The 20276-nt window shown below is 71.6% G+C and carries 20 protein-coding genes; 15 read left to right on the top strand and 5 right to left on the bottom strand.

Annotated elements, in window-relative coordinates; genetic code table 11:
* Positions 1-88 precede the first annotated feature (88 nt).
* Positions 89-1090, bottom strand: a complete 1002-nt coding sequence (locus tag AC0VYD_RS10815) for a YihY/virulence factor BrkB family protein (RefSeq protein WP_475479737.1) — start codon at positions 1088-1090, stop codon at positions 89-91.
* 117 nt (positions 1091-1207) lie between these two features.
* On the opposite strand from AC0VYD_RS10815, the gene AC0VYD_RS10810 reads away from it, so the two are divergent.
* The 5 genes from AC0VYD_RS10810 to AC0VYD_RS10790 all read left to right on the top strand — a co-directional run bounded on the left by AC0VYD_RS10810 (position 1208) and on the right by AC0VYD_RS10790 (position 5043).
* Positions 1208-1297 (top strand): putative leader peptide, encoded by a 90-nt coding sequence (locus AC0VYD_RS10810; RefSeq protein ID WP_394296592.1) that lies wholly within the window; start codon positions 1208-1210, stop codon positions 1295-1297.
* Between the two features lie 188 nt (positions 1298-1485).
* Complete coding sequence (locus AC0VYD_RS10805; protein WP_475479736.1) at positions 1486-3183, top strand: nitrite/sulfite reductase; 1698 nt, start codon at positions 1486-1488, stop codon at positions 3181-3183.
* Between the two features lie 80 nt (positions 3184-3263).
* Positions 3264-3470, top strand: a complete 207-nt coding sequence (locus AC0VYD_RS10800) for a hypothetical protein (protein ID WP_191271084.1) — start codon at positions 3264-3266, stop codon at positions 3468-3470.
* Positions 3467-4168: a phosphoadenylyl-sulfate reductase gene (locus tag AC0VYD_RS10795; protein ID WP_191271085.1), complete on the top strand. Its 702-nt coding sequence runs from the start codon at positions 3467-3469 to the stop codon at positions 4166-4168. The genes AC0VYD_RS10800 and AC0VYD_RS10795 overlap by 4 nt, the downstream gene beginning before the upstream one ends.
* 137 nt (positions 4169-4305) lie before the next feature.
* A complete protein-coding gene (locus tag AC0VYD_RS10790; protein WP_475479735.1) occupies positions 4306-5043 on the top strand; it encodes a sirohydrochlorin chelatase in 738 nt (245 codons plus the stop codon).
* Positions 5044-5150: 107 nt separating this feature from the next.
* On the opposite strand, the gene AC0VYD_RS10785 is transcribed toward AC0VYD_RS10790, so the two are convergent.
* Positions 5151-6332: an MFS transporter gene (locus tag AC0VYD_RS10785; protein ID WP_475479734.1), complete on the bottom strand. Its 1182-nt coding sequence runs from the start codon at positions 6330-6332 to the stop codon at positions 5151-5153.
* Between the two features lie 225 nt (positions 6333-6557).
* On the opposite strand from AC0VYD_RS10785, the gene AC0VYD_RS10780 reads away from it, so the two are divergent.
* The 6 genes from AC0VYD_RS10780 to AC0VYD_RS10755 all read left to right on the top strand — a co-directional run bounded on the left by AC0VYD_RS10780 (position 6558) and on the right by AC0VYD_RS10755 (position 13786).
* Positions 6558-7226, top strand: a complete 669-nt coding sequence (locus AC0VYD_RS10780; RefSeq protein WP_475479733.1) for a pyridoxine/pyridoxamine 5'-phosphate oxidase — start codon at positions 6558-6560, stop codon at positions 7224-7226.
* Positions 7227-7399: 173 nt separating this feature from the next.
* The gene (locus tag AC0VYD_RS10775) at positions 7400-7825 is read left to right on the top strand and encodes an Hsp20/alpha crystallin family protein (RefSeq protein WP_475479732.1); all 426 of its coding nucleotides are present in this window, start codon (positions 7400-7402) and stop codon (positions 7823-7825) included.
* A 140-nt stretch (positions 7826-7965) separates the two neighbouring features.
* The gene (locus AC0VYD_RS10770) at positions 7966-9597 is read left to right on the top strand and encodes an acyl-CoA dehydrogenase family protein (RefSeq protein ID WP_475479731.1); all 1632 of its coding nucleotides are present in this window, start codon (positions 7966-7968) and stop codon (positions 9595-9597) included.
* A gap of 194 nt (positions 9598-9791) precedes the next feature.
* Positions 9792-11936 carry a glycogen debranching protein GlgX gene (gene glgX, locus AC0VYD_RS10765; protein WP_475479730.1) on the top strand — a complete coding sequence of 715 codons (2145 nt, stop codon included), beginning with the start codon at positions 9792-9794 and terminating at the stop codon, positions 11934-11936.
* 91 nt (positions 11937-12027) lie between these two features.
* A complete protein-coding gene (locus AC0VYD_RS10760; RefSeq protein WP_475479729.1) occupies positions 12028-12831 on the top strand; it encodes a pyrimidine reductase family protein in 804 nt (267 codons plus the stop codon).
* Between the two features lie 166 nt (positions 12832-12997).
* Complete coding sequence (locus tag AC0VYD_RS10755; RefSeq protein WP_475479728.1) at positions 12998-13786, top strand: GntR family transcriptional regulator; 789 nt, start codon at positions 12998-13000, stop codon at positions 13784-13786.
* A gap of 95 nt (positions 13787-13881) precedes the next feature.
* Here AC0VYD_RS10755 and AC0VYD_RS10750 read toward each other — a convergent pair whose 3' ends face one another.
* On the bottom strand, positions 13882-14268 hold the full coding sequence (locus tag AC0VYD_RS10750) for a hypothetical protein (protein ID WP_475479727.1): 387 nt from the start codon (positions 14266-14268) through the stop codon (positions 13882-13884).
* Positions 14269-14519: 251 nt separating this feature from the next.
* Between AC0VYD_RS10750 and msrB the strand changes: the two genes are divergently transcribed.
* The 3 genes from msrB (at position 14520) to AC0VYD_RS10735 (ending at position 16683) form a co-directional block, all read left to right on the top strand.
* A complete protein-coding gene (msrB, locus tag AC0VYD_RS10745; RefSeq protein WP_473040283.1) occupies positions 14520-14966 on the top strand; it encodes a peptide-methionine (R)-S-oxide reductase MsrB in 447 nt (148 codons plus the stop codon).
* Between the two features lie 249 nt (positions 14967-15215).
* Positions 15216-15884, top strand: a complete 669-nt coding sequence (locus tag AC0VYD_RS10740; protein WP_475479726.1) for a phosphatidylserine decarboxylase — start codon at positions 15216-15218, stop codon at positions 15882-15884.
* Positions 15871-16683 (top strand): CDP-alcohol phosphatidyltransferase family protein, encoded by an 813-nt coding sequence (locus AC0VYD_RS10735; protein WP_475479725.1) that lies wholly within the window; start codon positions 15871-15873, stop codon positions 16681-16683. Before AC0VYD_RS10740 ends, AC0VYD_RS10735 begins: the two co-directional genes overlap by 14 nt.
* A gap of 90 nt (positions 16684-16773) precedes the next feature.
* On the opposite strand, the gene hemQ is transcribed toward AC0VYD_RS10735, so the two are convergent.
* Both hemQ and hemG read right to left on the bottom strand, forming a co-directional pair.
* Positions 16774-17484 carry a hydrogen peroxide-dependent heme synthase gene (gene hemQ / locus AC0VYD_RS10730; RefSeq protein ID WP_475479724.1) on the bottom strand — a complete coding sequence of 237 codons (711 nt, stop codon included), beginning with the start codon at positions 17482-17484 and terminating at the stop codon, positions 16774-16776.
* A complete protein-coding gene (gene hemG / locus AC0VYD_RS10725; protein ID WP_475479723.1) occupies positions 17481-18950 on the bottom strand; it encodes a protoporphyrinogen oxidase in 1470 nt (489 codons plus the stop codon). Before hemG ends, hemQ begins: the two co-directional genes overlap by 4 nt.
* A gap of 183 nt (positions 18951-19133) precedes the next feature.
* Here hemG and AC0VYD_RS10720 point away from each other — a divergent pair, with 183 nt between their 5' ends.
* Positions 19134-20234 (top strand): DUF4349 domain-containing protein, encoded by a 1101-nt coding sequence (locus AC0VYD_RS10720; protein ID WP_475479722.1) that lies wholly within the window; start codon positions 19134-19136, stop codon positions 20232-20234.
* The last annotated feature ends 42 nt before the right edge of the window (positions 20235-20276 follow it).

The raw sequence follows: 20276 nt of genomic DNA, 5'->3' as shown, positions 1-20276 counted from the left end.
TGCGTCTGCGAGGACGGGGGCAGGGCGTGTTCACCCGCTTCTCCCGCCGAGGACGCACCGCCCGCGGCGGGGGCCTGGACGTTTGCGGTCAGCGTCCGTTGAGGGTGTCGATGACCGCCTGCTCCCTGCGCTGGGCCATCCGGTCTGCGCGCTCGAAGTGGCGGTTGGCGAGCTCGGCCCGGGCAGCGGCGGTACGCACGGTCGGCCACAGGGCGTCGATCTCGGTGTTGAGCGTGGAGCCCACCAGAACGGCGATCGCCATGACGTACAACCAGGCCAGGATCGCGATCGGCGCCCCCAGGGAACCGTAGATGCTCACCTGCCCGAAGGAGGCGTCCAGGTAGGCGCGCAGGCCCGCCGAACCGGCGAGGAGCACCAGGGTGGCCAGGACGGCGCCGGGCAGGTGACGCCACAGCGGGGTGCGCACGGGGACGCTGAGCGCGTAGAGGAGTGTGACGGCGGTGATGACGAGCAGGCCCACGATCGGCCAGTAGAAGAGGTTGAGGCGGCCCACGGTGACCGGCAGCAGTTCGTGGACGACGTCCGGACCGGCCACCATGACCGGCAGGACCAGGACTGCGAACAGCAGGCCCCCCAGGTAGGCGAAGAAGGCCAGGAGGCGCTGGCCGAGCCAGCCGCGCAGCTCGTCCAGGCCGTAGGAGATGGTGATCGACCGGATGAAGACGTTCATCGCCCGGGAGCCCGACCACAGGGACACCAGGAAGGTCACCGAGAGGATCCCGCCCTGGACGCCGCCGAGGAAGTCGTCCACCAGGGGCGCCACGACGCTGTCGACGGTGGCTGGGGTGAGGATGCGCGCCGCCAGGTCCAGCATCCACTCGCGGATCTCCACCGCGAGGTCCTCCCCGAACACGGCCGTCAGCGGCCCCAGGGCGCCCAGGAGGCAGAGCAGCAGCGCGGGCAGGGAGATCAACGCGAAGAAGGCCGACTCGGCGGCCAGGCCGACCACCCGGTCCCGGGCGAAGGCCCTGACGGTACGCAGCACGAGAAGCGCCCCGTTGTGGAAAAAGGGATGACGTCGGAGCCAGGCGTCGGCCGCGCGCCACAGGCCCTCCCAGAAACCCACCACAGGGAGAACGTTAGCGCTCATCGGAACAGCGGTCACACGCCGGACATGACGTGACTCACGTCTCCCTCGCGCGGGCACACCTGGACAAGGGCCGCGTCCGCGTGCCATTCTCGAATCATGACCGCTGTTCTTGACCCCATGCTCCGCGTGCGCCGCCACGTGGACTTTCTTCGGGTCAGCAGCGCCATCTGTTGCAGCGTCGGATAACTCCTCGCCGCCTTTTTGACGCACCCGTGATTCAGGGGTGCGCGCGGCTCCGGCGCTCTCCCCTCTTCGAAACTCCCACACGCGGACTTCACCCGTATCACCAGCCACGATGACGTGCGGTGGATACGGGCCTGCGGTGCGGGCGCCGGGACCGCGAGCACCCCGTGACCCCATCGGAGACACCCGCGATGCCTCCCTCTTCCGCGCAGCCCGACAAGGCCGCGACGGCAGCCAAGCCACGGCGCCGCCGTGGCGAGGGCCAGTGGGCCCTCGGCTACCGCGAGCCGCTGAACAAGAACGAGGAGAACAAGAAGAACGACGACGGGCTCAACGTCCGCGATCGGATCATCAACGTCTACTCGAAGGCCGGGTTCGACTCGATCGACCCAGCCGACCTTCGTGGGCGCTTCCGCTGGTTCGGCCTCTACACCCAGCGTGCCCCGGGCATCGACGGCGGCAAGACCGCTGTGCTGGAACCCGAGGAACTCGACGACCGCTACTTCATGCTGCGCGTGCGCATCGACGGCGGCCAGCTGAGCGCCGCCCAGCTGCGCGCCGTCGCGGAGATCTCACGCGACCACGGGCGCGACACCGCCGACATCACCGACCGGCAGAACGTCCAGTACCACTGGATCCGGGTCGAGGACGTCCCCGCGATCTGGGAGAAGCTGGAGTCGGTGGGCCTGTCCACCACCGAGGCCTGCGGCGACACACCGCGCGTCATCCTCGGCTGCCCGCTGGCCGGAGTGGCCGAGGACGAGGTCATCGACCCCACCGCGCAGATCGAGCAGATCTACGAGGACCACATCGGCAGCCCGCTGTACTCGAACCTGCCGCGCAAGTTCAAGTCCTCGCTGTCCGGGTGCACCTCGCACTGCGTCAACCACGAGATCAACGACGTGGCCTTCGTGGGTGTGCGCGACGGGTCCGGTGCGGCCGGATACGACCTGTTCGTCGGCGGCGGCCTGTCCACCAACCCGATGTTCGCCAAGCGGCTGGGCACGTTCGTGCGCCCGGACCAGGTCAGCGAGGTCTGGGCCGGCGTCTGCGGGATCTTCCGCGACTACGGCTTCCGTCGCCTGCGCACCCGCGCCCGGATCAAGTTCCTCATCAAGGAGTGGGGCGCGGAGAAGTTCCGCGAGGTCCTGGAGAAGGAGTACCTGGGCTACGAGCTGCCCGACGGACCCGAGCCCGTGCTGGACCCGGGGGTGCGCCGCGACCACGTGGGCGTGCACCGCCAGCGCGACGGGAGGTTCTACGTGGGGTTCGCCCCGAAGGTGGGCAGGGTCTCCGGCAGCAGGCTGCTGCGGGTCGCCGACATCGCCGAGGAGCACGGTTCGGACCGTATCCGCACCACCGCCGACCAGAAGCTGGTCATCCTCGACATCACCGAGGACCGGGTCCCGTCGATCACCGCCGCACTGGAGGCCGAGGGTTTCGAGGTCAACCCGAGCGTCTTCCGCCGCCAGACCATGGCCTGCACGGGAATCGAGTTCTGCAAGCTCGCGATCGTGGAGACCAAGGACCGCGCCGCGACGCTGATCGACGAACTGGAGAAGCGCCTCCCGGACTTCGCGGAGCCGGTGACCATCAACGTCAACGGCTGCCCGAACTCCTGCGCGCGCATCCAGGTCGCCGACATCGGCCTCAAGGGCCAGCTGATGCTCAACGAGCAGGGTGAACAGGTTGAGGGCTACCAGATCCACCTGGGCGGCGGTATGGGCCTGACCCAGGCCTTCGGCAAGAAGATCCGCGGGCTGAAGACCACCGCCGACGAACTGCCCGACTACGTCGAACGGGTGCTACGGCGCTTCCAGGAACAGAAGAAGGACGGCGAGAACTTCGCGGCCTGGGTGGGCCGCGCCGACGACGCCGACCTCAAGTGACGACCTGATCCGGGGCCTCAGGGCCCGCCCGGCCCCCGACACGCGGGGGCCGGGCCCCCAACAGAAGGAGGAGGTGCGCCATGTCCGAAAGGGCCGCGCCCCACTACTGCCCCTACTGCGGCGACGAGGACCTGGTGCCCGAGGAGGGCGCCGTCGTCAAGGGCGAGGGCTACCCCTGGGCCTGCCTGTCCTGCGCCCGGGTGTTCCGGGTCAAGTACGTGGGCCTGCGCGCCGCCTCGTTCTCTGCGGGCGGCGCCCCCTCCAGACCGACGGAAGGGAACGAATGAACGCCACCATCACCCAGACGGGCGGCCCCGAGCTGGCCGAGCGGGCCGCCCTGGAACTGGAGGAGGCCTCGGCCCAGGAGATCATCGCCTGGGCCTCCGAGACCTTCGGTTCCGAACTGTGCATGACCTCCTCCATGGCGGACGCCCTCATGGTGGACCTCGCCGCCAGGGCCGCCCCCGGGATCGACGTGATCTTCCTGGACACCGGCTACCACTTCCCCGAGACCATCGGCACCCGCGACGCGGTGGCCTCCGTCTACGACATCAACCTGATCACCGTGGAGCCGAAGCGGACCGTGGCCGAGCAGGACCTGGCCCTGGGACCGCGGCTGCACGGGCGCGACCCCGGTATCTGCTGCCACCTGCGCAAGGTGGAACCCCTCCAGCGCGCCCTGGAGCCGTACTCGGCGTGGCTGACCGGGCTGCGCCGCGAGGACTCGGTGACCCGCCGCGACACCCCGGTCGTGCAGTGGGACCGGCGCAGGCGGATGACCAAGGTCAACCCGATCGCGCGGTGGACCCAGGAGGAGGTGGACACCTACATGGCAGAACACGGTGTGCTCGTGAACCCCCTCCAGTACGACGGTTACCCCTCCATCGGCTGCGAACCGTGCACCCGCCGGGTCGCCCCGGGCGAGGACCCCCGCAGCGGCCGCTGGGCGGGGACCGGCAAGACCGAGTGCGGAATCCACGTGTAACGGGTTCCTCCGTCCACGGCCGCGAGGCCGCCCCGGCGGGACGGCTCACCCCCGTCCCGCCGCACCCAAGACCCAGAGAAGGAGGCAGGGGCCTCCTCCCCGGTCCGACGGACCGGGGTCCGCGCCCCGAACTTCAGATGATCCCTCTGCTCGCGGTGGCCCACGGAAGCCGGGACCCGAGGTCGGCCGAGGCGGTCTCGGCGGTCTTCGAGCGGGTGCGCGCGCTGCGCCCGGAGCTGGACGTGCGGCTGTCCTACCTGGACCACGTGGCGCCCGGCGCCGAGGAGGCCCTGGACGAGCTGGCCTCGGGCGGTGCCGGTGAGGTCGTGGTACTGCCGACGCTGCTGACGGCCGCCTTCCACAGCAAGGTGGACCTGCCCGGGGTGCTGGCCCGGGCACGGAAGCGCGGCCCCTGGCTGCGGGTGCACTACGCCGACACCCTCGGCCCGCACCCGCTGCTGTTGGACGCGGTGGAACGCAGACTGGCCGAAGCCGGGGCGCACCCGGAGCCCGGGACGGCCCTGGTGCTGGCGTCGGCGGGGTCGAGTGACGCGGAGGCCAACGCGGTCGTCGAGTCCATGGCCAGGGAGCTGTCAGAGCGGGGCCCGTGGGGCGAGGTCGTGGCGGCCTACGCCTCGGCCGCCGGTCCGACCCCGGGCGAGGCGGTGCGGTCCCTCCTCGACCGCGGCCACCCCGGGGTGGCGGTCAGCGGTTACCTGCTGGCCCCCGGTTTCTTCTCCGACCGGGTCCGCGACCAGTCACTGGCGGCGGGCGCCTCGGTGGTCGCCGACGCGCTCGGAGACGTACCCGAACTCGCCCGCGTGGTGCTGGACCGCTACGACGCGGCGGTCGCGGCCCGGCACGCCGCCGTGTGAGGGTTCGGCAGGGCTGGCCGGAAGAGAAGAACAGAAGAGCGGAACGCGGCGGAGGCGGGCGGTCCCTTCCCCCGGGGCCGCCCGCTTCCGCGTGTTCTGGGCCGGGGTCAGCCCGCGGTGACGGCGGCGGCGAGCAGGACAGCCGCGGAGAACAGCAGTGCCCCCGGCGCGCCCACCGCCCCGGCGACGCCCGCAGCGGCGGCCGGGATCGCCACCTGGCCCAGCCGGTTGGCCCAGATCCGCAGGGCCAGGGCGGCACCGCGGGCCCCTTCGGGGGCCAGGGTGGTGACCTGGGCCATGGTCAGGGGCTGTCCCAGGCCCAGGAGGAACCCGCCCACGACCAGCACCGCCGCCAGGGCGGCGAACCCGCCCAGAGGCAGGGCCACCAGGGTGAGCGCGACGGCGGCCACGGAGGTGCTGGTGACGATGAGGGCCTTGCGCGGCCACCGGCGCAGCATCCACGGCAGTGTCAGCCGGGAGATCAGGGAGGAGCCGGCGCGCAGGCTCAGCAGGGCTCCGACGAGCATCGGGGAGATGCCCCGGTTCTCGGCGATGAGCGGCAGGTAGGCGGTGAGGATGTCCACCGCGGTCAACAGCGCGAGGCTGGAGAGCAGGGCGGAGGGCATGCGGCGCTGCCGCAGCAGGTCCCGGGCGGGCACCGGCGGCGCGGCCCGCTGCGCCGCGGTGCGCCGCAGCGGGCTCAGCCGTACCAGCGGCAACAGGGGCAGGGCGCCCAGGGCTGCGACGATCCCGGCGACGACCAGCGCGGTGGAGGTGGCCGGGAGCAGGGCCGGGCCGGAAGCGTCGGCGAGGAGGGCACCGGAGACCAGCGGCCCGGCGAGCTGGCCCAGCGAGGCGGCGGCGGTGAACCAGCCGAAGTCACGGTCCAGGTGTTCGGAGCGCGAGTACCGGGCGATGAGGCCCTGACCGGCGACCATGCACAACAGGTGGCCCACGCCCACGACGGTACTGGCCAGGGCCAGGGCGGACAGGCCCCCGGATCCGGCCAGGAACAGGCTGCCGAGGGCCAGGACGGCCGACCCCAGGCCCACGATCCAGGCGATGCGCGGCGCGCGGTCGGTGAATCGGCCCAGGGGGACCGCGATGGCCAGGGGCAGCAGCGCGTAGGCCGCGGTGACCAGGCCGACCTCGACGGCGTCGCCGCCCACGGCGATGGTCCGGTAGGAGATCAGGGGACGGATGAGGTTGAGGGCCGTGTGGGTCAGGACCACGCTGCCCAGAAGGGCCCAGAGCCACCGGGCGCGTTCGACCGGTTCGGTGTCCGTCATGCCTCTCCCTCGCGCCGTGCTCGGCCGGGACACGCCGTGGGTCGTCCCGTGACGGGACCACTCGGTGCGCGGGGTGTCCTTCGGCGCTGGGCATCGTATCGAGGAGGCAGGTCACGGACGTGCGCCGGGTCCGGCGGGGTCGCCGCTCACGGGTACCGACGGACGCCTCGTGGTCGGCGTCCTCGGTAGGTTCGGCGTAATGGCAGCAACCGAACGGAGCGCGTAATGACCAAGGACGACGGGATTCGGGACATGTTGCGGGGGCTCCCGGTGTTCGCCGGACCGCTCGCGGAGTTCGACCCGGCGGCCGCGCCCGCGGAGCCGGAGGGGTTGTTCGTGGACTGGCTGGGCGAGGCGATCGAGGCCGGTGTCCACGAGCCGCACGCCATGACCGTCGCGACGGCGGACGCCGACGGTGCGCCTTCGGCGCGGATCCTCATCCTCAAGGACTTCACCTCCGAGGGCTGGTGGTTCGCGGGGACCACGACCTCCGCCAAGGGCCGTGAGCTCGCGGGGAACCCGCAGGCCGCCCTCCTCTTCTTCTGGGGCGCCCAGGGCCGCCAGGTGCGGATCAGGGGCTCCGTGGAGCTGGCCGGGCCTCGGGCCCGCGCCGCCGATTTCACCGCCCGCCCGCTGGAGGGCCGGGTGGCCGGTCTGCACGGCAGGCAGAGCCAGCCCCTGGCCGACCTCGCGGACATCCACGCGAGAGCGGAGGAGAGCCGCGCCCGGCTGGAGGCCGACCCCGACCTGGTGCCCGACAACTGGGGGCTGTACTGCCTGTCCGCCACCGAGGTCGAGTTCTGGCAGGCCGACCCGGACCGGAGGCACACCCGTCTGCGGTACCGGCGTGCGCACGCCGGCTCCCCCTGGCGGAGCGAACTCCTCTGGCCCTGACACCGGCCCGGTCGGCGTCGTGCCCGGATCCGCCCGGGCTCCGGCCTGGGGGTCCGGGCTTTTCCTTCCCGCCCCGGGGCTCCGCCATCGACTTGACGGCTTCTGAGGCGGTCAATAAAATTGAGCGTAGTCGCATCAAGTCATTGGATGGAGACACACTCAGGAGGTGACGGATGATGTTGATGCGCACCGACCCCTTCCGCGAGTTCGACCGCCTCACCCAGCGTCTGATGGAGAACGGCCGCCCGGCGGTCATGCCCATGGACGCCTACCGGGACGGGGACGACTTCGTGGTCCTGCTGGACCTGCCCGGCGTGCGGAGCGAGAGCATCGACCTGGAGGTCGAGCGGAACGTGCTCACCGTGAAGGCCGAACGTCCCGGCCTGAACGAGGAGGGGCGCGAGTTCATCGTGGGCGAGCGTCCCTCGGGGACCTTCTCCCGCCAGGTGTTCCTCGGCGACACCCTCGACACCCAAAGGATCACCGCCAACTACGCGGACGGCGTGCTCACCCTGCGGATCCCGGTGGCCGAGCAGTCCAAGGCCCGCAAGATCGCGGTCGGACACGACGCCGGGGAGCAGACCGCCATTCGCTCCTGAGGCACCGGGAGGGTGCGCCCCGCGGGCGCACCCTCCTCCCCTGCGGGCGAACACAACCGAACCTGATTCGGTTCCGTGTGCGTCGAGCGGATAGGATTCCGGCCACCCGTCCGCCGCCCAGAACCAGGAACGGAACCGGTATGCCCGCCACACACGAGGTGTTCAACCAGGCCACTCCGCTCGGCGACCACAACGCCGCCGACGACCCCGCCCTCCTGGAGGGCCTGCGCCGCGAGGGCGCCGGCTGGGCCGAGGCCGACGTGCGCGAGGTCGGTGAGGCCGCGGGCTCGGAGCGGGTTCGCGCCTGGGGCGAGTCCGCGAACGCCTACCCGCCGGTCCTGCGCACCCACGACCGCTACGGCCACCGCGTGGACGAGGTCGACTTCCAGCCCGCCTACCACGTGCTGATGGACCAGGCCGTGGAGCACGGCCTGCACGCCGCCCCCTGGGCCGACGGCCGCGAGGGCGCCCACGTGGCCCGCGCGGCCAAGTTCTTCCTGTGGTCACAGGCGGAGAGCGGTCACGGCTGCCCCGTGTCGATGACCTACGCCGCCGTCCCCGCGCTGCGCCACTCCCCCGGGCTGGCCGAGCAGTACGAGCCGCTGCTGACCGCCCGTACCTACGACTTCGGACTGCGCGCGCCCCTGACCAAGCGCGGACTCATCGCGGGTATGTCGATGACCGAGAAGCAGGGCGGTTCGGACGTGCGCGCCAACACCACACGCGCCGTCCCCACAGCCGAGGGCCACTACCTGCTCACCGGGCACAAGTGGTTCACCTCCGCCCCGATGAGCGACGTCTTCCTGACGCTGGCGCAGGCCCCCGAGGGCCTCACCTGTTTCCTGGTGCCGCGCGTCCTGCCCGACGGCGGCCGGAACGGCCTGTTCATCCAGCGGTTGAAGGACAAGCTCGGCAACAGGTCCAACGCCTCCGCCGAGCTGGAGTATGAGGGAGCCGTCGCACACCTGGTCGGTGAGCCGGGCCGGGGCGTGCCCACCATCATCGAGATGGTCAACAGCACCCGGTTGGACTGCGTGATCGGTTCCTCGTCGGGCATGCGCGCCGCCGTGGTGCACGCGCTCAACCACGCCGGTTCCCGGAGCGCGTTCGGCAAACCCCTGGTGGAGCAGCCGCTGATGCGCAACGTGCTCGCGGACCTGGCCCTGGAGTCGGAGGCCGCCACCGCGCTCATGACGCGCCTGGCGGGGGCCGTGGACCGCTCGGTGCGCGGTGACGAGGGCGAGGCCGCCTTCCGCCGCCTGGGCGTGGCCGTGGGCAAGTTCTGGGTCACCAAGCGCCAGCCGGTGCACGCGGCCGAGGCCCTGGAGTGCCTGGGCGGCAACGGTTACGTCGAGGAGTCGGGGATGCCCCGCCTGTTCCGGGACTCCCCGCTCAACTCCATCTGGGAGGGTTCGGGCAACGTGGCGGCGCTGGACGTGCTGCGCGCGATGTCGAAGTCGCCGGAGTCGGTGGAGGCCTTCCTGGCGGAGCTGAACACGGCGGCGGGTTCCGACGACCACTACGACGCGGCGCTGAAGCGGTTGGGGCAGGCGCTCGGCGACCGGGACGAGATCCAGTACCGGGCCCGGTCGGTGGTGGAGCTGATGGCTCTGCTCCTCCAGGCGTCCGTGCTGCTGCGGTACGCACCGACGCCGGTGGCCGAGGCCTTCACCTCGTCCCGGCTGGGCGGCGGGTGGGGGCACGTGTTCGGGACCCTGCCCAGGGGCGTGGACACCGGACTGATCCTGGACCGGGCCCGCCCCGGCAACTGAAACCACCCTTTCCATGACATGAGCCAAGGAACTCCTCTTTCCTTCCGATAACCACATCAGACCCCCGCAGAACACGGCCGATGAATGATCATCGGCCGTGTTCTGCATATTTCTGGGACCGAAGCGGAAGAAAGAAGTCGTCACCAACAAAAAACGCCCTCCAGGGCCCCGACACCAAGAGACTGACGACGCCTATGGTGGAAGTCTGGCCAGGTAGTTCCTATCCGCTCGGTGCGACCTACGACGGTTCCGGCACCAATTTCTCCCTCTTCTCGGAGGCGGCCGAACAGGTGGACCTGTGCCTGTTCGACGACGACGGCGAGGAGACACGCATACCCCTGACCGAATACGACGGTTTCGTCTGGCACGGTTACCTGCCCGGCGTCGGTCCGGGGCAGCAGTACGGGTACCGCGTGCACGGTCCCTACGCGCCCGAGCACGGACTGCGCTGCAATCCGAACAAACTACTCACCGATCCCTATGCGAAGGCGCTGAACGGCAACCTCACCTGGCACGAATCGCTCTTCAGCTACCACTTCGCCTCCCCGGAGCGCAAGAACACCGCCGACAGCGCGAAGTACGTGCCCAAGTGCGTGGTGGTGAGCCCGTTCTTCGACTGGGGCAACGAGTCCCGACCGCGCACCCCGTACCACCAGACGGTGATCTACGAGGCGCACGTGCGCGGCCTGACGATGCGCCACCCGGCCATCCCCGAACACCAGAGAGGCACCTACGCGGGGCTGGCCCACCCCGAGGTCATCGAGTACCTCACCTCGCTGGGGGTGACCGCCGTCGAACTGATGCCGGTGCACCACTTCGTACCCGAGCACGCGATGGTGGCGCGGGGGCTGACCAACTACTGGGGGTACAACACCCTGGCCTTCCTGGCCCCGCACAGCGGGTACGCCGCGCTCGGATCCCGCGGCCAGCAGGTCCAGGAGTTCAAGTCGATGGTGAAGTCGCTGCACGAGGCGGGCATCGAGGTGCTCCTGGACGTGGTCTACAACCACACCGCCGAGGGCGACCACATGGGCCCCACCCTGTCCTGGCGGGGCATCGACAACCTGGGCTACTACCGGGTCAGCGACGAGGACCAGCGCTACTACCTCGACTACACGGGCTGCGGCAACAGTCTGAACGTGCGCCACCCGCACTCGTTGCAGCTCATCATGGACTCGCTGCGGTACTGGGTCCTGGAGATGCACGTGGACGGGTTCCGCTTCGACCTGGCGTCGGCGCTGGCCCGGGAGTTCCACGACGTGGACCGGTTGAGCACGTTCTTCGACATCGTCCAGCAGGACCCGGTGATCTCCCAGGTCAAGCTCATCGCCGAACCCTGGGACGTGGGACCGGGCGGCTACCAGGTGGGGAACTTCCCCCCGCTGTGGACCGAGTGGAACGGCAAGTACCGCGACACGGTGCGCGACTTCTGGCGCGGCGAGCAGGTCAAGGGCGAGCTGGCCTCGCGGCTGGCCGGGTCCAGCGACCTGTACCAGGACGACGGGCGCCGCCCGGTGGCCTCGATCAACTTCATCACCTGCCATGACGGCTTCACCATGGCCGACCTGGTGTCCTACAACGACAAGCACAACGAGGCCAACGGCGAGGAGAACCGGGACGGCACCGACGACAACCGCTCCTGGAACCACGGGGTGGAGGGACCCACCGAGGACCCCGCGATCCTCACCCTGCGCCGGAGGCAGGTCCGCAACTACCTCGCCACCCTGTACCTGTCGCAGGGGGTGGTGATGCTCTCGCACGGCGACGAGATCGGGCGCACCCAGGGCGGGAACAACAACGCCTACTGCCAGGACAACGAGATCGCCTGGATCGACTGGGAGGGCGCCGGGCTCACCGGCGAGTACCCCGGCAACGACCTCCTGGACTACGTACGCGAGCTGGCCCGGCTGCGGCGCGAGCACCCGGTCTTCCGGCGGCGCCGTTTCTTCCGGGGCAGCCCCGTGGAGAGCGGGAAGTCCGGCTCGGGCGTGTTGCCCGACATCTCGTGGCTGCGCCCGGACGGGTCGACGATGGAGGGTGAGGACTGGAGCACGGACGAACAGGTGCTGGGCGTGTTCCTCAACGGGGACGCCATCACCGAGCCCGACTCGCGCGGGCGCAGGATCCGTGACAGTTCGTTCGTGCTGCTGCTCAACAGCGGCCCGGAGCCGGTGGAGTTCAAACTCCCCGGCACCGAGTACGGCATGGCCTGGGAGACCGTGCTGGACACCGCCGAGCCCGACGTGGGCGGGCGGCCGTTCGTGACCGCCGGCGGCCCCGTGCGGGTGATCGACCGCGCCCTGGTGCTGCTGCGGCGCGTCTCGCACCGGCACGACTGACCGGAGGCGGAGGAGCCGGCCGCGCCGGAGGGACCGGTGGACCCGCGGGTCCACCGGTCCCGCGCCGTTCGGGCCCCTAGCCTGGGTGACCATGTCGAGTACACACCGTCCGGGCGACGCCCCGGAGCCCGCCAGCTTCCGCGAACTCCTCCCCTCCCCCGGCCGTACGGACGTGGACCTGCCCCGGGCCTACGCCTACCCGCCGGCCCTGGACCGCCCCTGGATCCGCGCCAACATGGTCGCCAGCGCCGACGGGGGCGCGATCGGCCCCTCGGGCCGCAGCCGTGACCTGTCCTCGGCCCCCGACCGCCGGGTGATGGGGGTACTGCGCGGCCTGTGCGACGTGGTCCTGGTGGGCGCGGCCACCGCCCGCAAGGAGGGCTACCGGCCGGTCCGGCCGCGCGAGGTCTGGTCGGACCTGCGTGCGGACCGGCCGGCGACCCCGCGGATCGCGGTGGTCTCGCGTTCGCTGGACATCCACGAGGAGCTGCTCACCACCGCGCCGGAGGACGCCCGGACCATCGTGTTCACCGTCGGGGACGCGCCCGCGGAGCGTCGGAGGTCCGTTGCCGAGCACGCCGACCTCGTGGTGGTCGACGGGGTCTCGGTCGGCCCCGAGCACATCGTCAACGCCCTGGCCGAGAGGGGGCTGTACCGGGTGCTGACCGAGGGGGGACCGCACCTGCTGGCCGAGTTCGTTGCGGCCGGCCTGTTGGACGAGCTGTGCCTGACGGTGAGCCCGCACCTGCTGGGCGCCGGACCGCCCCGGATAGTCACCGGCGGCCCGGGGACGCCCGGCGCTCCGGAGCACGCCCCGGCCAGGAGCACACCCGTGCGGATCGCGCACCTTCTGGAGGCCGGGGGGAACCTGTTCACGCGTTACCTGAGGGAATAGGGATCCGCGGGGGCGACACCCGTGAACGGTCGGTTTCGGCCGCCCCACAATGACGCATGAATCATCCTCCAACCGGACATACCCGTTGTGTGCCATCCACTGGAAACGCTGCGACTGGACACACCGCATCGACGGGGCTCACCGGCCTGGTCCCCTGGGCGAGAGGATGAACGTAGTGCCGACGTCCGAAAACGGGTCCCCTCCGGTCTACCGGGAGATAGCCGAGGAACTACGAGGACAGATCCGCTCCGGACGGTACGCCGACGGCGACCGCCTTCCCGGGGAGAACACCCTCATGGAGCACCACGGTGTCGCCCGGGCGACGGCCCGGCAGGCGCTGTCCGTACTCATCAACGAGGGCCTGGCCGTGGCAGTGCGCGGTTCGGGCATATACGTGCGGCAGTTCCGGCCGCTGCGAAGACACGGAGCCAGACGCCTGTCCAAGGACCTGTGGGGCAACGGGCGGGCCATCTGGCAGACCGACAGCGACACCCGCGGCTACGAGGTGGAGGGGCTCGTCGTGGACGAGATCGTTCCCGCCGAGCACGTCCTGCGGTCCCTGGGACTGGACCCCGGGGACCCGGCGGTGCGCCGCTCCCGGCGCTACCTCGTGGACGGCAGGCCGGTGCAGAGCGCGGTCTCCTACCTGTCCCCGCTGCTGTGGGCGGGACGGGAGGACTCCCCCGCCGCCCAGCGCATCCGGGCCCCCGACAGCGGCCCCGGGGGCATCTACGCGCGCCTGGCCGAACTCGGACACGCCCCCGCCCACTTCACCGAGGAGATCCGCGTGCGCATGCCCGCCCCCGAGGAGGCGGAGGAGTTGGCGCTCTCCCCCGGGACGCCCGTTCTGGAGGTGGCCCGCACCGCCCTGGCCAGCGACCACCGGCCCGTCGAGTTCAACGAGATCACCATGGACGGTTCGGCGTACGTGCTGCAGTACGACTTCGACGCCTGAGTCCGTCCGGGCCCGCCCCTTCGGCTATGCCGGAGCGCTCCGGCACAGCCGAAGGGGCGCCCCTCGGACGCCCCTTCTCTCGTGTCGAACCCGTACTAGCCTCGACGACCCCTCCGTTTGGAGGCGAAGACCAGATACGCCAGCGGCAGGAAGGCGAGTCCCACCACCAGGGCACCCACCGCCGCGAAGGGCATGGCGTTGGACGAGGTCATCGCCCAACGCGCCATCCCCGCCCCCAAGACGAGCGCCACCGCCAGCGCGCCGACGGCAATGACCGTGACCAGCACCAGCAGTTTGCGATCGCCCCAGGGCTCCGGTCGCACGTGGTCGATCCCCGCCACGGTGGAGCGGACACTGAGCTCCGTGGCCCAGCGCAGCTCCCGGCCCGCGGTGGCCGCGCCGTCCCCGACGGCGCGTACCCGTGACCGCAACCCGGTGGTGGCCTGATCGAGCCACCACAGTCCGTATCGGATCCTGCCCACGCGCAGAGGTCGTCTGCTTACTCCGAGTGCCTGTTGAGCTGTAACAGCCATGCCACCTGCCTCAGTGCACCTCGACCACTGACCCCTGTCTGAGCTCGTACCCGCCCACATGGCCACCGAACGTCATCAAGGGTGAAGTTAGGTGTATGTGACCCCTAAGGGGGATTTACCTAGCCCGGATACGAATGACCCTTTTCTGGCTTGGAAGCCCCTGTCAGCATTCGGGCACGATTCCGGGTAGCGTCTTCACCATGGCTGACGCAGCGGACCAGGCCCCGGAGAACAACGGCGGGGCCCCGAAGGAACTCCCCCGGACCGAGCAGGAGTGGCGCGAGCGCCTCAACGAGCAGGAGTACGCGGTGCTCCGCCAGGCGGGTACCGAACGCCCCTGGTCCGGAGCCTACGTCGACACCAGGGCCACGGGCGTCTACCGTTGCCGGGGGTGCGGAACCGAACTGTTCCGTTCGGACGAGAAGTTCGACTCCCACTGCGGGTGGCCGAGCTTCTTCGACCCGGCCGGGTCCGACGCGGTCACCCTGCACGAGGACGCCTCGATGGGGATGGTGCGCACCGAGGTGCGGTGCGCCACCTGCCGGTCCCACCTGGGCCACGTCTTCTACGGAGAGGGGTACGACACCCCCACCGACGCCCGGTACTGCATCAACTCCGTCGCCCTGACCCTGGAGCCCGCGGAGTAGGTCGCATACCATCCTGGTGCCGGACCCCGCCGAGGCCGGGCCCTGCACCGGACCACCCTGCTTCCCGCCCCCGCGGGATCAGGGATAATCTCACCAGCGCACCGAAGTCCGGCCCCGGCCGGGCGGAGGGCGCGCGCGGCGGGGCACCCCACCCGGTGACCGCGCACCCCCGGCCCCGTCGGGGTCCGGGCCCCTCACAGCGGTAACCGATGTGCGGGCGACCAGACCGACCCGCAACGAAAGCGCTCGATGACCGACGACTCACCCATCTCCTCCGCCTCCCCGCGTCCCGCGGCCAGGCCGCGGTTCGGCATGGCCCAGGGATCGGCCCCGTGGCTGCTCCCCGCTCTCGGCGCCGCCGGGGCCGCGACCCTCCTCGCCCGGCGCTCCCGGGCCGGAGCCGCGGCCGCAGCACCCGTGATCGCCCTCGCCGCGGGGATGGCCTGGTTCTTCCGGGACCCCGAGCGGGGCCCGGCCACGGGACGGGTGCTGTCCGCGGCCGACGGCGTCGTGCAGAGCCTCGACCCCCAGCCCGACGGGCGCATCCGGGTCGCGGTGTTCATGAACCCCCTCAACGTGCACGTCAACCGTGCCCCCATCGCCGGTATCGTGACCGGCGTCGAACATCGTCCAGGGGGTTTCAAACCCGCCTTCGACAAGGACAGCGAGCGTAATGAGCGCGTCATCTGGACCCTTGAAACCGAGATCGGTGAGATCACGGTCGTTCAAATCGCCGGCGCGATGGTCAGGCGTATCGTCCCGTATCTCGCTGCGGGGCAGAAGGTCGAGCAAGGCGAGAGGATCGGGCTCATCCGGTTCGGGTCACGGGTCGACGTCTACCTTCCGTCCGGGGTCGCCCCGGCGGTGGAGATCGGCCAGGGGGTCCGCGCCGGAGAAACCCGTCTTGACGCCGGCTGAGGCCGTCTCCGCCGCTGGCCGGGCCGCCTCCTCCGCCCCCGAGGAGGCGCCCAGGCTGCGTCTGGGCGTGGCCGACTACATGACCCTGGGCAACGCCCTGTGCGGTTTCCTCGCGGTCTGGGCACTGGCCACGGCCCAGAGCGCGCACCTGGCCTCCGGAATCGCCGGCCCGCTGCCCAGGACCGCGATGGCCACGGCCGTGGGCCTGATGATGGTCGCGGCTGCCCTCGACGTCCTCGACGGCCGGGTCGCCCGCAGGCTGGGCGGCAGCGGCATGGGTGCCGAACTGGACAACCTCGCCGACGTGATCAGCTTCGGGGTCGCCCCGGCGTTCTTCTTCGTCGTGTGGGGCACCATCGCGGGCGGCGCCGGCGTACTGCCGGTGGTGGCCGGCGGTGCCGTGCTGCTCGCGGTGATCGTCCGGCTGGCCCGGTTCTCCTGCCAGGCCCCGGGCTCGGACTACTTCACCGGCCTGCCCTGCCCCTCCGGGGCGATCGCGGTGGTGACCATCGTGCTCCTGGACCCGCCGGTCCTGGTGGGTGTGGCCGCCGTGCTGCTGGTGGCCTGGCTGATGGTCAGCCGGATGGAGTACCCCAAGCCCCGGGGGCGCAGGGCCTACCTGGTGCTGGGCCTGCTCGCCACCGGTGTGGCGCTGATGGCCGCGTGGGGCCTCGGGTTTCCCGCGGGCGACGTGCTCATCTACCTGATGAGCGCCGTGGTGCTGCTGTGCGTGGTGACGATCCCGTTCTACGTGCTCGCCACCCGCAGGGAGAGCGCGCGCCCCGAGTGGGCCGAGTAGGCCAGGACCGGCGTCGGCCACCCGTACGACGGCCCCCGCGCTCCGACGGAGCGCGGGGGCCGTTCGCCGTCCGGCGGGGCGGGGCCGCGGTTACGGCAGAGCGTGCACCAGCTCGGCCACGCTCTTGCGCCGCCCGGTGTAGAAGGGCAGTTCCTCACGGGTGTGCAGACGGGCCTTGGCACCGCGCAGGTGGCGCATCAGGTCCACGATGCGGTGCAGGTCGTCGGCCTCGAAGGCGAGCAGCCACTCGTAGTCGTTGAGGCCGAACGAGGAGACCGTGTTCGCTCGCACGTCCGGGTACGGGGCGGCCATCCGGCCGTGCTCGGCGAGCATGGCGCGGCGCTCCTCGTCGGGCAGCAGGTACCACTCGTAGGAGCGCACGAACGGGTACACGCAGATGTGCTCGCGCGGCTCCTCCCCGGCCAGGAAGGCGGGGACGTGGCCGCGGTTGAACTCGGCGGGGCGGTGCAGGCCCACGACCGACCACACCGGGGTGCTGGCACGGCCGATCCGGGTGCGGCGGAAGTCGGCGTAGATGTTCTGCACCTGCTCGGGGGTGTCGGCCACCCACCAGAACATGATGTCGGCGTCGGCGCGGAAGCCCTGGACGTCGTAGCTGCCGCGGGTGGTCACGCCCTGCCCGGCGGCCTTGTCGAACAGGCCCTGGAGCTCCTGGGCCGCCGCACCGCGGTCGACCTCCTCCAGGCTGTCGACCCTGAAGACCGACCACATGGTGTAGCGGATGAGTTTGTTGAGGTCGGTGCCGTCCTGGGTGATGGCCTCGTTCTGCTGCCCCGTCACGGGTTGACTCCTTGCTGGTTCGGTCCGTCGGCGCTCTGGTCGCCGCGGTCGGTGTGACTGTGGTCGGTGAGGGTGTCGGCCAGACGCCCGGCCTCGCGGTCTGCGTCGGCGACACAGGCGGGGATGCCCACTCCCCCGTAGGCGGCGCCGCACACCCCGAGGCCGGGGTGGCGCCGCACACCCGAACGGATCCGTTCCACCCGTGCGGCGTGGCCGACCGCGTACTGGGGCAGTCCGTCGGTCCACCGGGTGACGCGGGTCTGGACCGGGGAGCCGGTCAGACCGGTGACCCGGGCGAGGTCGGCGAGGGCGACCCGGGCCAGCTCCTCGTCGGAGCGGCGCAGAGCCGCGTCGTCGCCGGAGCGGCCGATGGAGCAGCGCAGGACGACCAGGTCCTCACCCGGGTTGACCCTATCCAGCTCACGGGCAAGCCAGGGCCACTTGTTGCTGGAGAAGGTGGCGGCCTTGATGGTCAGCCCCTCCCCCGCCGGCACCAGGAAGCCGGTCCCGGTGAGGGGCTCGGGGAAGGCGGCGGCGGGCAGGGCGAAGGTCACCAGCGCCATGCTCGCGTACTCGATACCGCCCAGCTCCCGTGCGGCGTCGGGTTCGGTGTCGGCGAGCAGGCGTGCAGCCTCGGGGGCGGGGCAGGCGAGCAGGACAGCGTCGCAGGCGACCCGCTCCCCGCCGTCCAGTCGCACGCTCCAGCCCCGGGGGGTGCGTTCCAGTGCCCGCGCCCGGGTCCCGGTGCGCAGGTCCGGCTGCCGCTCCGCCAGCGCGTCCACCACCGAGGCGACCCCGCCGCGAAGGGAGGCGAAGACGGGACCGGAGCCGGTGGGCGCGGCGCCCCTCTCCCGGAGGCTCGTGCGCACCGACCCCATCAGGGAGCGGCTGCTGCGGGCCATCGGGGCGATCTGCGGAAGGGCGGAGTCGAGGGAGAGCTCGTCGGCCCGGCCGGCGTAGACACCGCCCAGGAGGGGTTCCACGAGCCGTTCCACCACCTGGCGGCCCATACGGGTGCCGACGTAGGCGGCCACGGGCACGTCGGAGCGCACCGGGGTGCTCGGCCAGACCAGGTCGAGTGCGGCACGCAGGGTCCCTGCGGGGGAGAGCACACCGCTGCGGGCCAGGGCGCGCAGGTCGCCGGGGACGCCCATGAGCTGCCCCTTGGGGAGGGAGCGGACGCGGCCCCGGCTGTAGACGGCCGCGGCCCCGGGTCCGGGGTGCACCACCCGCTCGTCCAGGCCGAGTTCGGTGAACAGCTCCAGCGCCTCGGGCCGACGGGCGAGCACCGCCTCGGCTCCGGCGTCGACGGACACGCCCGCCACGGGCGAGGCGCGGAGCTTGCCCCCCGGGGTGTCGGCGGCCTCGACCACCGTGGTGGTGACGCCCCGGCGGTTGAAGCGGTGCGCGGCGGTGAGTCCGGAGACCCCGCCCCCGATCACGACGACATGCGGTGCTTCAGGCATACCACCAGCCTCCCAGATGCCGCGGGTCACAGTGATCCGCCGTCCCCGAAGCGGGACGTCGGTCCGGGGGGCCGGACCGTGGGGCCCGGGGCCGGGGGGACGGTCGGCACTCCCCGGGCCGGACGTTGTGGTCTCGTTACCGCCGGGGCGCAACGGAGGCGCCGCGGGACGCGTCGAAGCGGTATGGACACTCCATCGCTCCCCCAGGCGGGCCGTGTCGCCGGGATGACCGTCGCCACCGGCCTCGCTGCCCTGTTGTTCACCGCCTGCGGTGCCACCACCGAGAACATCGGTGCGGCCGACGGCGGCGGTTCCGCCGCCGAGTCCGCCGACCGGGCCGAACCCGGCGCCCGAACCGAGGCCGATGCCGCCGAGGAGGCCGACACCGCCGAGGAGGGCACAGGTGAGGGCGGTGTCGGTTCGGACGTGGAGGTCGGGGACCGGCAACTGATCCACACCGCGAACATGACCGTACGGGTCGACGACGTGGCCGAGGCCGCCGAGGAGGCCAAGGAGATGACCCTGGACGCGGACGGCTACGTGGCGAACGAGAGCCTGTCCACGCCCGCCGGCGGCTCTCCCGAGGGCAGCCTGGTCCTGCGCATCCCCGACGAGGACTACGAGGGCGCGCTGGAAGGGCTGGCCGATCTGGGCGACCGCTCCGAACTGGAACGGTCGGTGGAAGACGTCACCGAGGAGGTCGCCGACGTCGAGAGCCGGATCGAGTCCTCGGAGACGGCCTTGGAGACCCTGCGGGGCTACCTGGAGGAGGCGGAGGACGTCGACGACCTGCTGCGCGTGGAGAGCGAGATCCAGCAGCGCCAGGAGGAGCTGGAGGCGTTCCAGGCCCGGTTGGAGTCGCTGCGGAACCGGACCGCCTACTCCACCGTGCACCTGACCCTCGTCCCCCCGGCCACCTACCTGGAGGAGACCACGGAGGAGTCCGTCGGTTTCCTCGGCGGTCTGGAGCGCGGCTGGCGGGCCCTGGTCGGTCTGGGCCAGGGGGTGGCCGTGGTCGTGGGGTGGCTGCTGCCCTTCGCCGCGGTGCTCGCGGTGCTCGGTGCCGGGCCGCTGTGGCTGTGGCGCCGACGCCGCGGGGCGCGAGCCCTGGCCGCCTCCCCGGCCGCCGCGCCCGCTGACCCGGCCTCCGCCGACACCGCCCGGGACCGTACCGGCACCGGGGACGCGCCGCCCCGCCGGGAGGGCCCCGAGGGCACGGGCCGGGATCCGGAGACGGACGGGAGCCCGGAGACGGACGGGAGCCCCGGGAACGACGAGAGGTGACCCGACGCGTCGGCGCCCGGCTCCCCGAGCGGGGGCCGGGCG

Source organism: Nocardiopsis sp. iso_40 (genome assembly GCF_056173285.1).
The sequence above is the reverse complement of the archived record's forward strand: the minus strand, read 5'-3'. Positions and strand labels throughout refer to the sequence as shown.

Coding starts and splice junctions, on each gene's coding strand:
- AC0VYD_RS10720 (WP_475479722.1), top strand. CDS start 19,134: ATGGACACTCCATCGCTCCCCCAGGCGGGCCGTGTCGCCGGGATGACC.
- glgX (WP_475479730.1), top strand. CDS start 9,792: ATGGTGGAAGTCTGGCCAGGTAGTTCCTATCCGCTCGGTGCGACCTAC.
- hemG (WP_475479723.1), bottom strand. CDS start 18,950: ATGCCTGAAGCACCGCATGTCGTCGTGATCGGGGGCGGGGTCTCCGGA.
- AC0VYD_RS10790 (WP_475479735.1), top strand. CDS start 4,306: ATGATCCCTCTGCTCGCGGTGGCCCACGGAAGCCGGGACCCGAGGTCG.
- AC0VYD_RS10780 (WP_475479733.1), top strand. CDS start 6,558: ATGACCAAGGACGACGGGATTCGGGACATGTTGCGGGGGCTCCCGGTG.
- AC0VYD_RS10760 (WP_475479729.1), top strand. CDS start 12,028: ATGTCGAGTACACACCGTCCGGGCGACGCCCCGGAGCCCGCCAGCTTC.
- AC0VYD_RS10755 (WP_475479728.1), top strand. CDS start 12,998: ATGAACGTAGTGCCGACGTCCGAAAACGGGTCCCCTCCGGTCTACCGG.
- AC0VYD_RS10810 (WP_394296592.1), top strand. CDS start 1,208: ATGACCGCTGTTCTTGACCCCATGCTCCGCGTGCGCCGCCACGTGGAC.
- AC0VYD_RS10775 (WP_475479732.1), top strand. CDS start 7,400: ATGATGTTGATGCGCACCGACCCCTTCCGCGAGTTCGACCGCCTCACC.
- AC0VYD_RS10800 (WP_191271084.1), top strand. CDS start 3,264: ATGTCCGAAAGGGCCGCGCCCCACTACTGCCCCTACTGCGGCGACGAG.
- msrB (WP_473040283.1), top strand. CDS start 14,520: ATGGCTGACGCAGCGGACCAGGCCCCGGAGAACAACGGCGGGGCCCCG.
- AC0VYD_RS10795 (WP_191271085.1), top strand. CDS start 3,467: ATGAACGCCACCATCACCCAGACGGGCGGCCCCGAGCTGGCCGAGCGG.
- AC0VYD_RS10785 (WP_475479734.1), bottom strand. CDS start 6,332: ATGACGGACACCGAACCGGTCGAACGCGCCCGGTGGCTCTGGGCCCTT.
- AC0VYD_RS10740 (WP_475479726.1), top strand. CDS start 15,216: ATGACCGACGACTCACCCATCTCCTCCGCCTCCCCGCGTCCCGCGGCC.
- AC0VYD_RS10805 (WP_475479736.1), top strand. CDS start 1,486: ATGCCTCCCTCTTCCGCGCAGCCCGACAAGGCCGCGACGGCAGCCAAG.
- AC0VYD_RS10770 (WP_475479731.1), top strand. CDS start 7,966: ATGCCCGCCACACACGAGGTGTTCAACCAGGCCACTCCGCTCGGCGAC.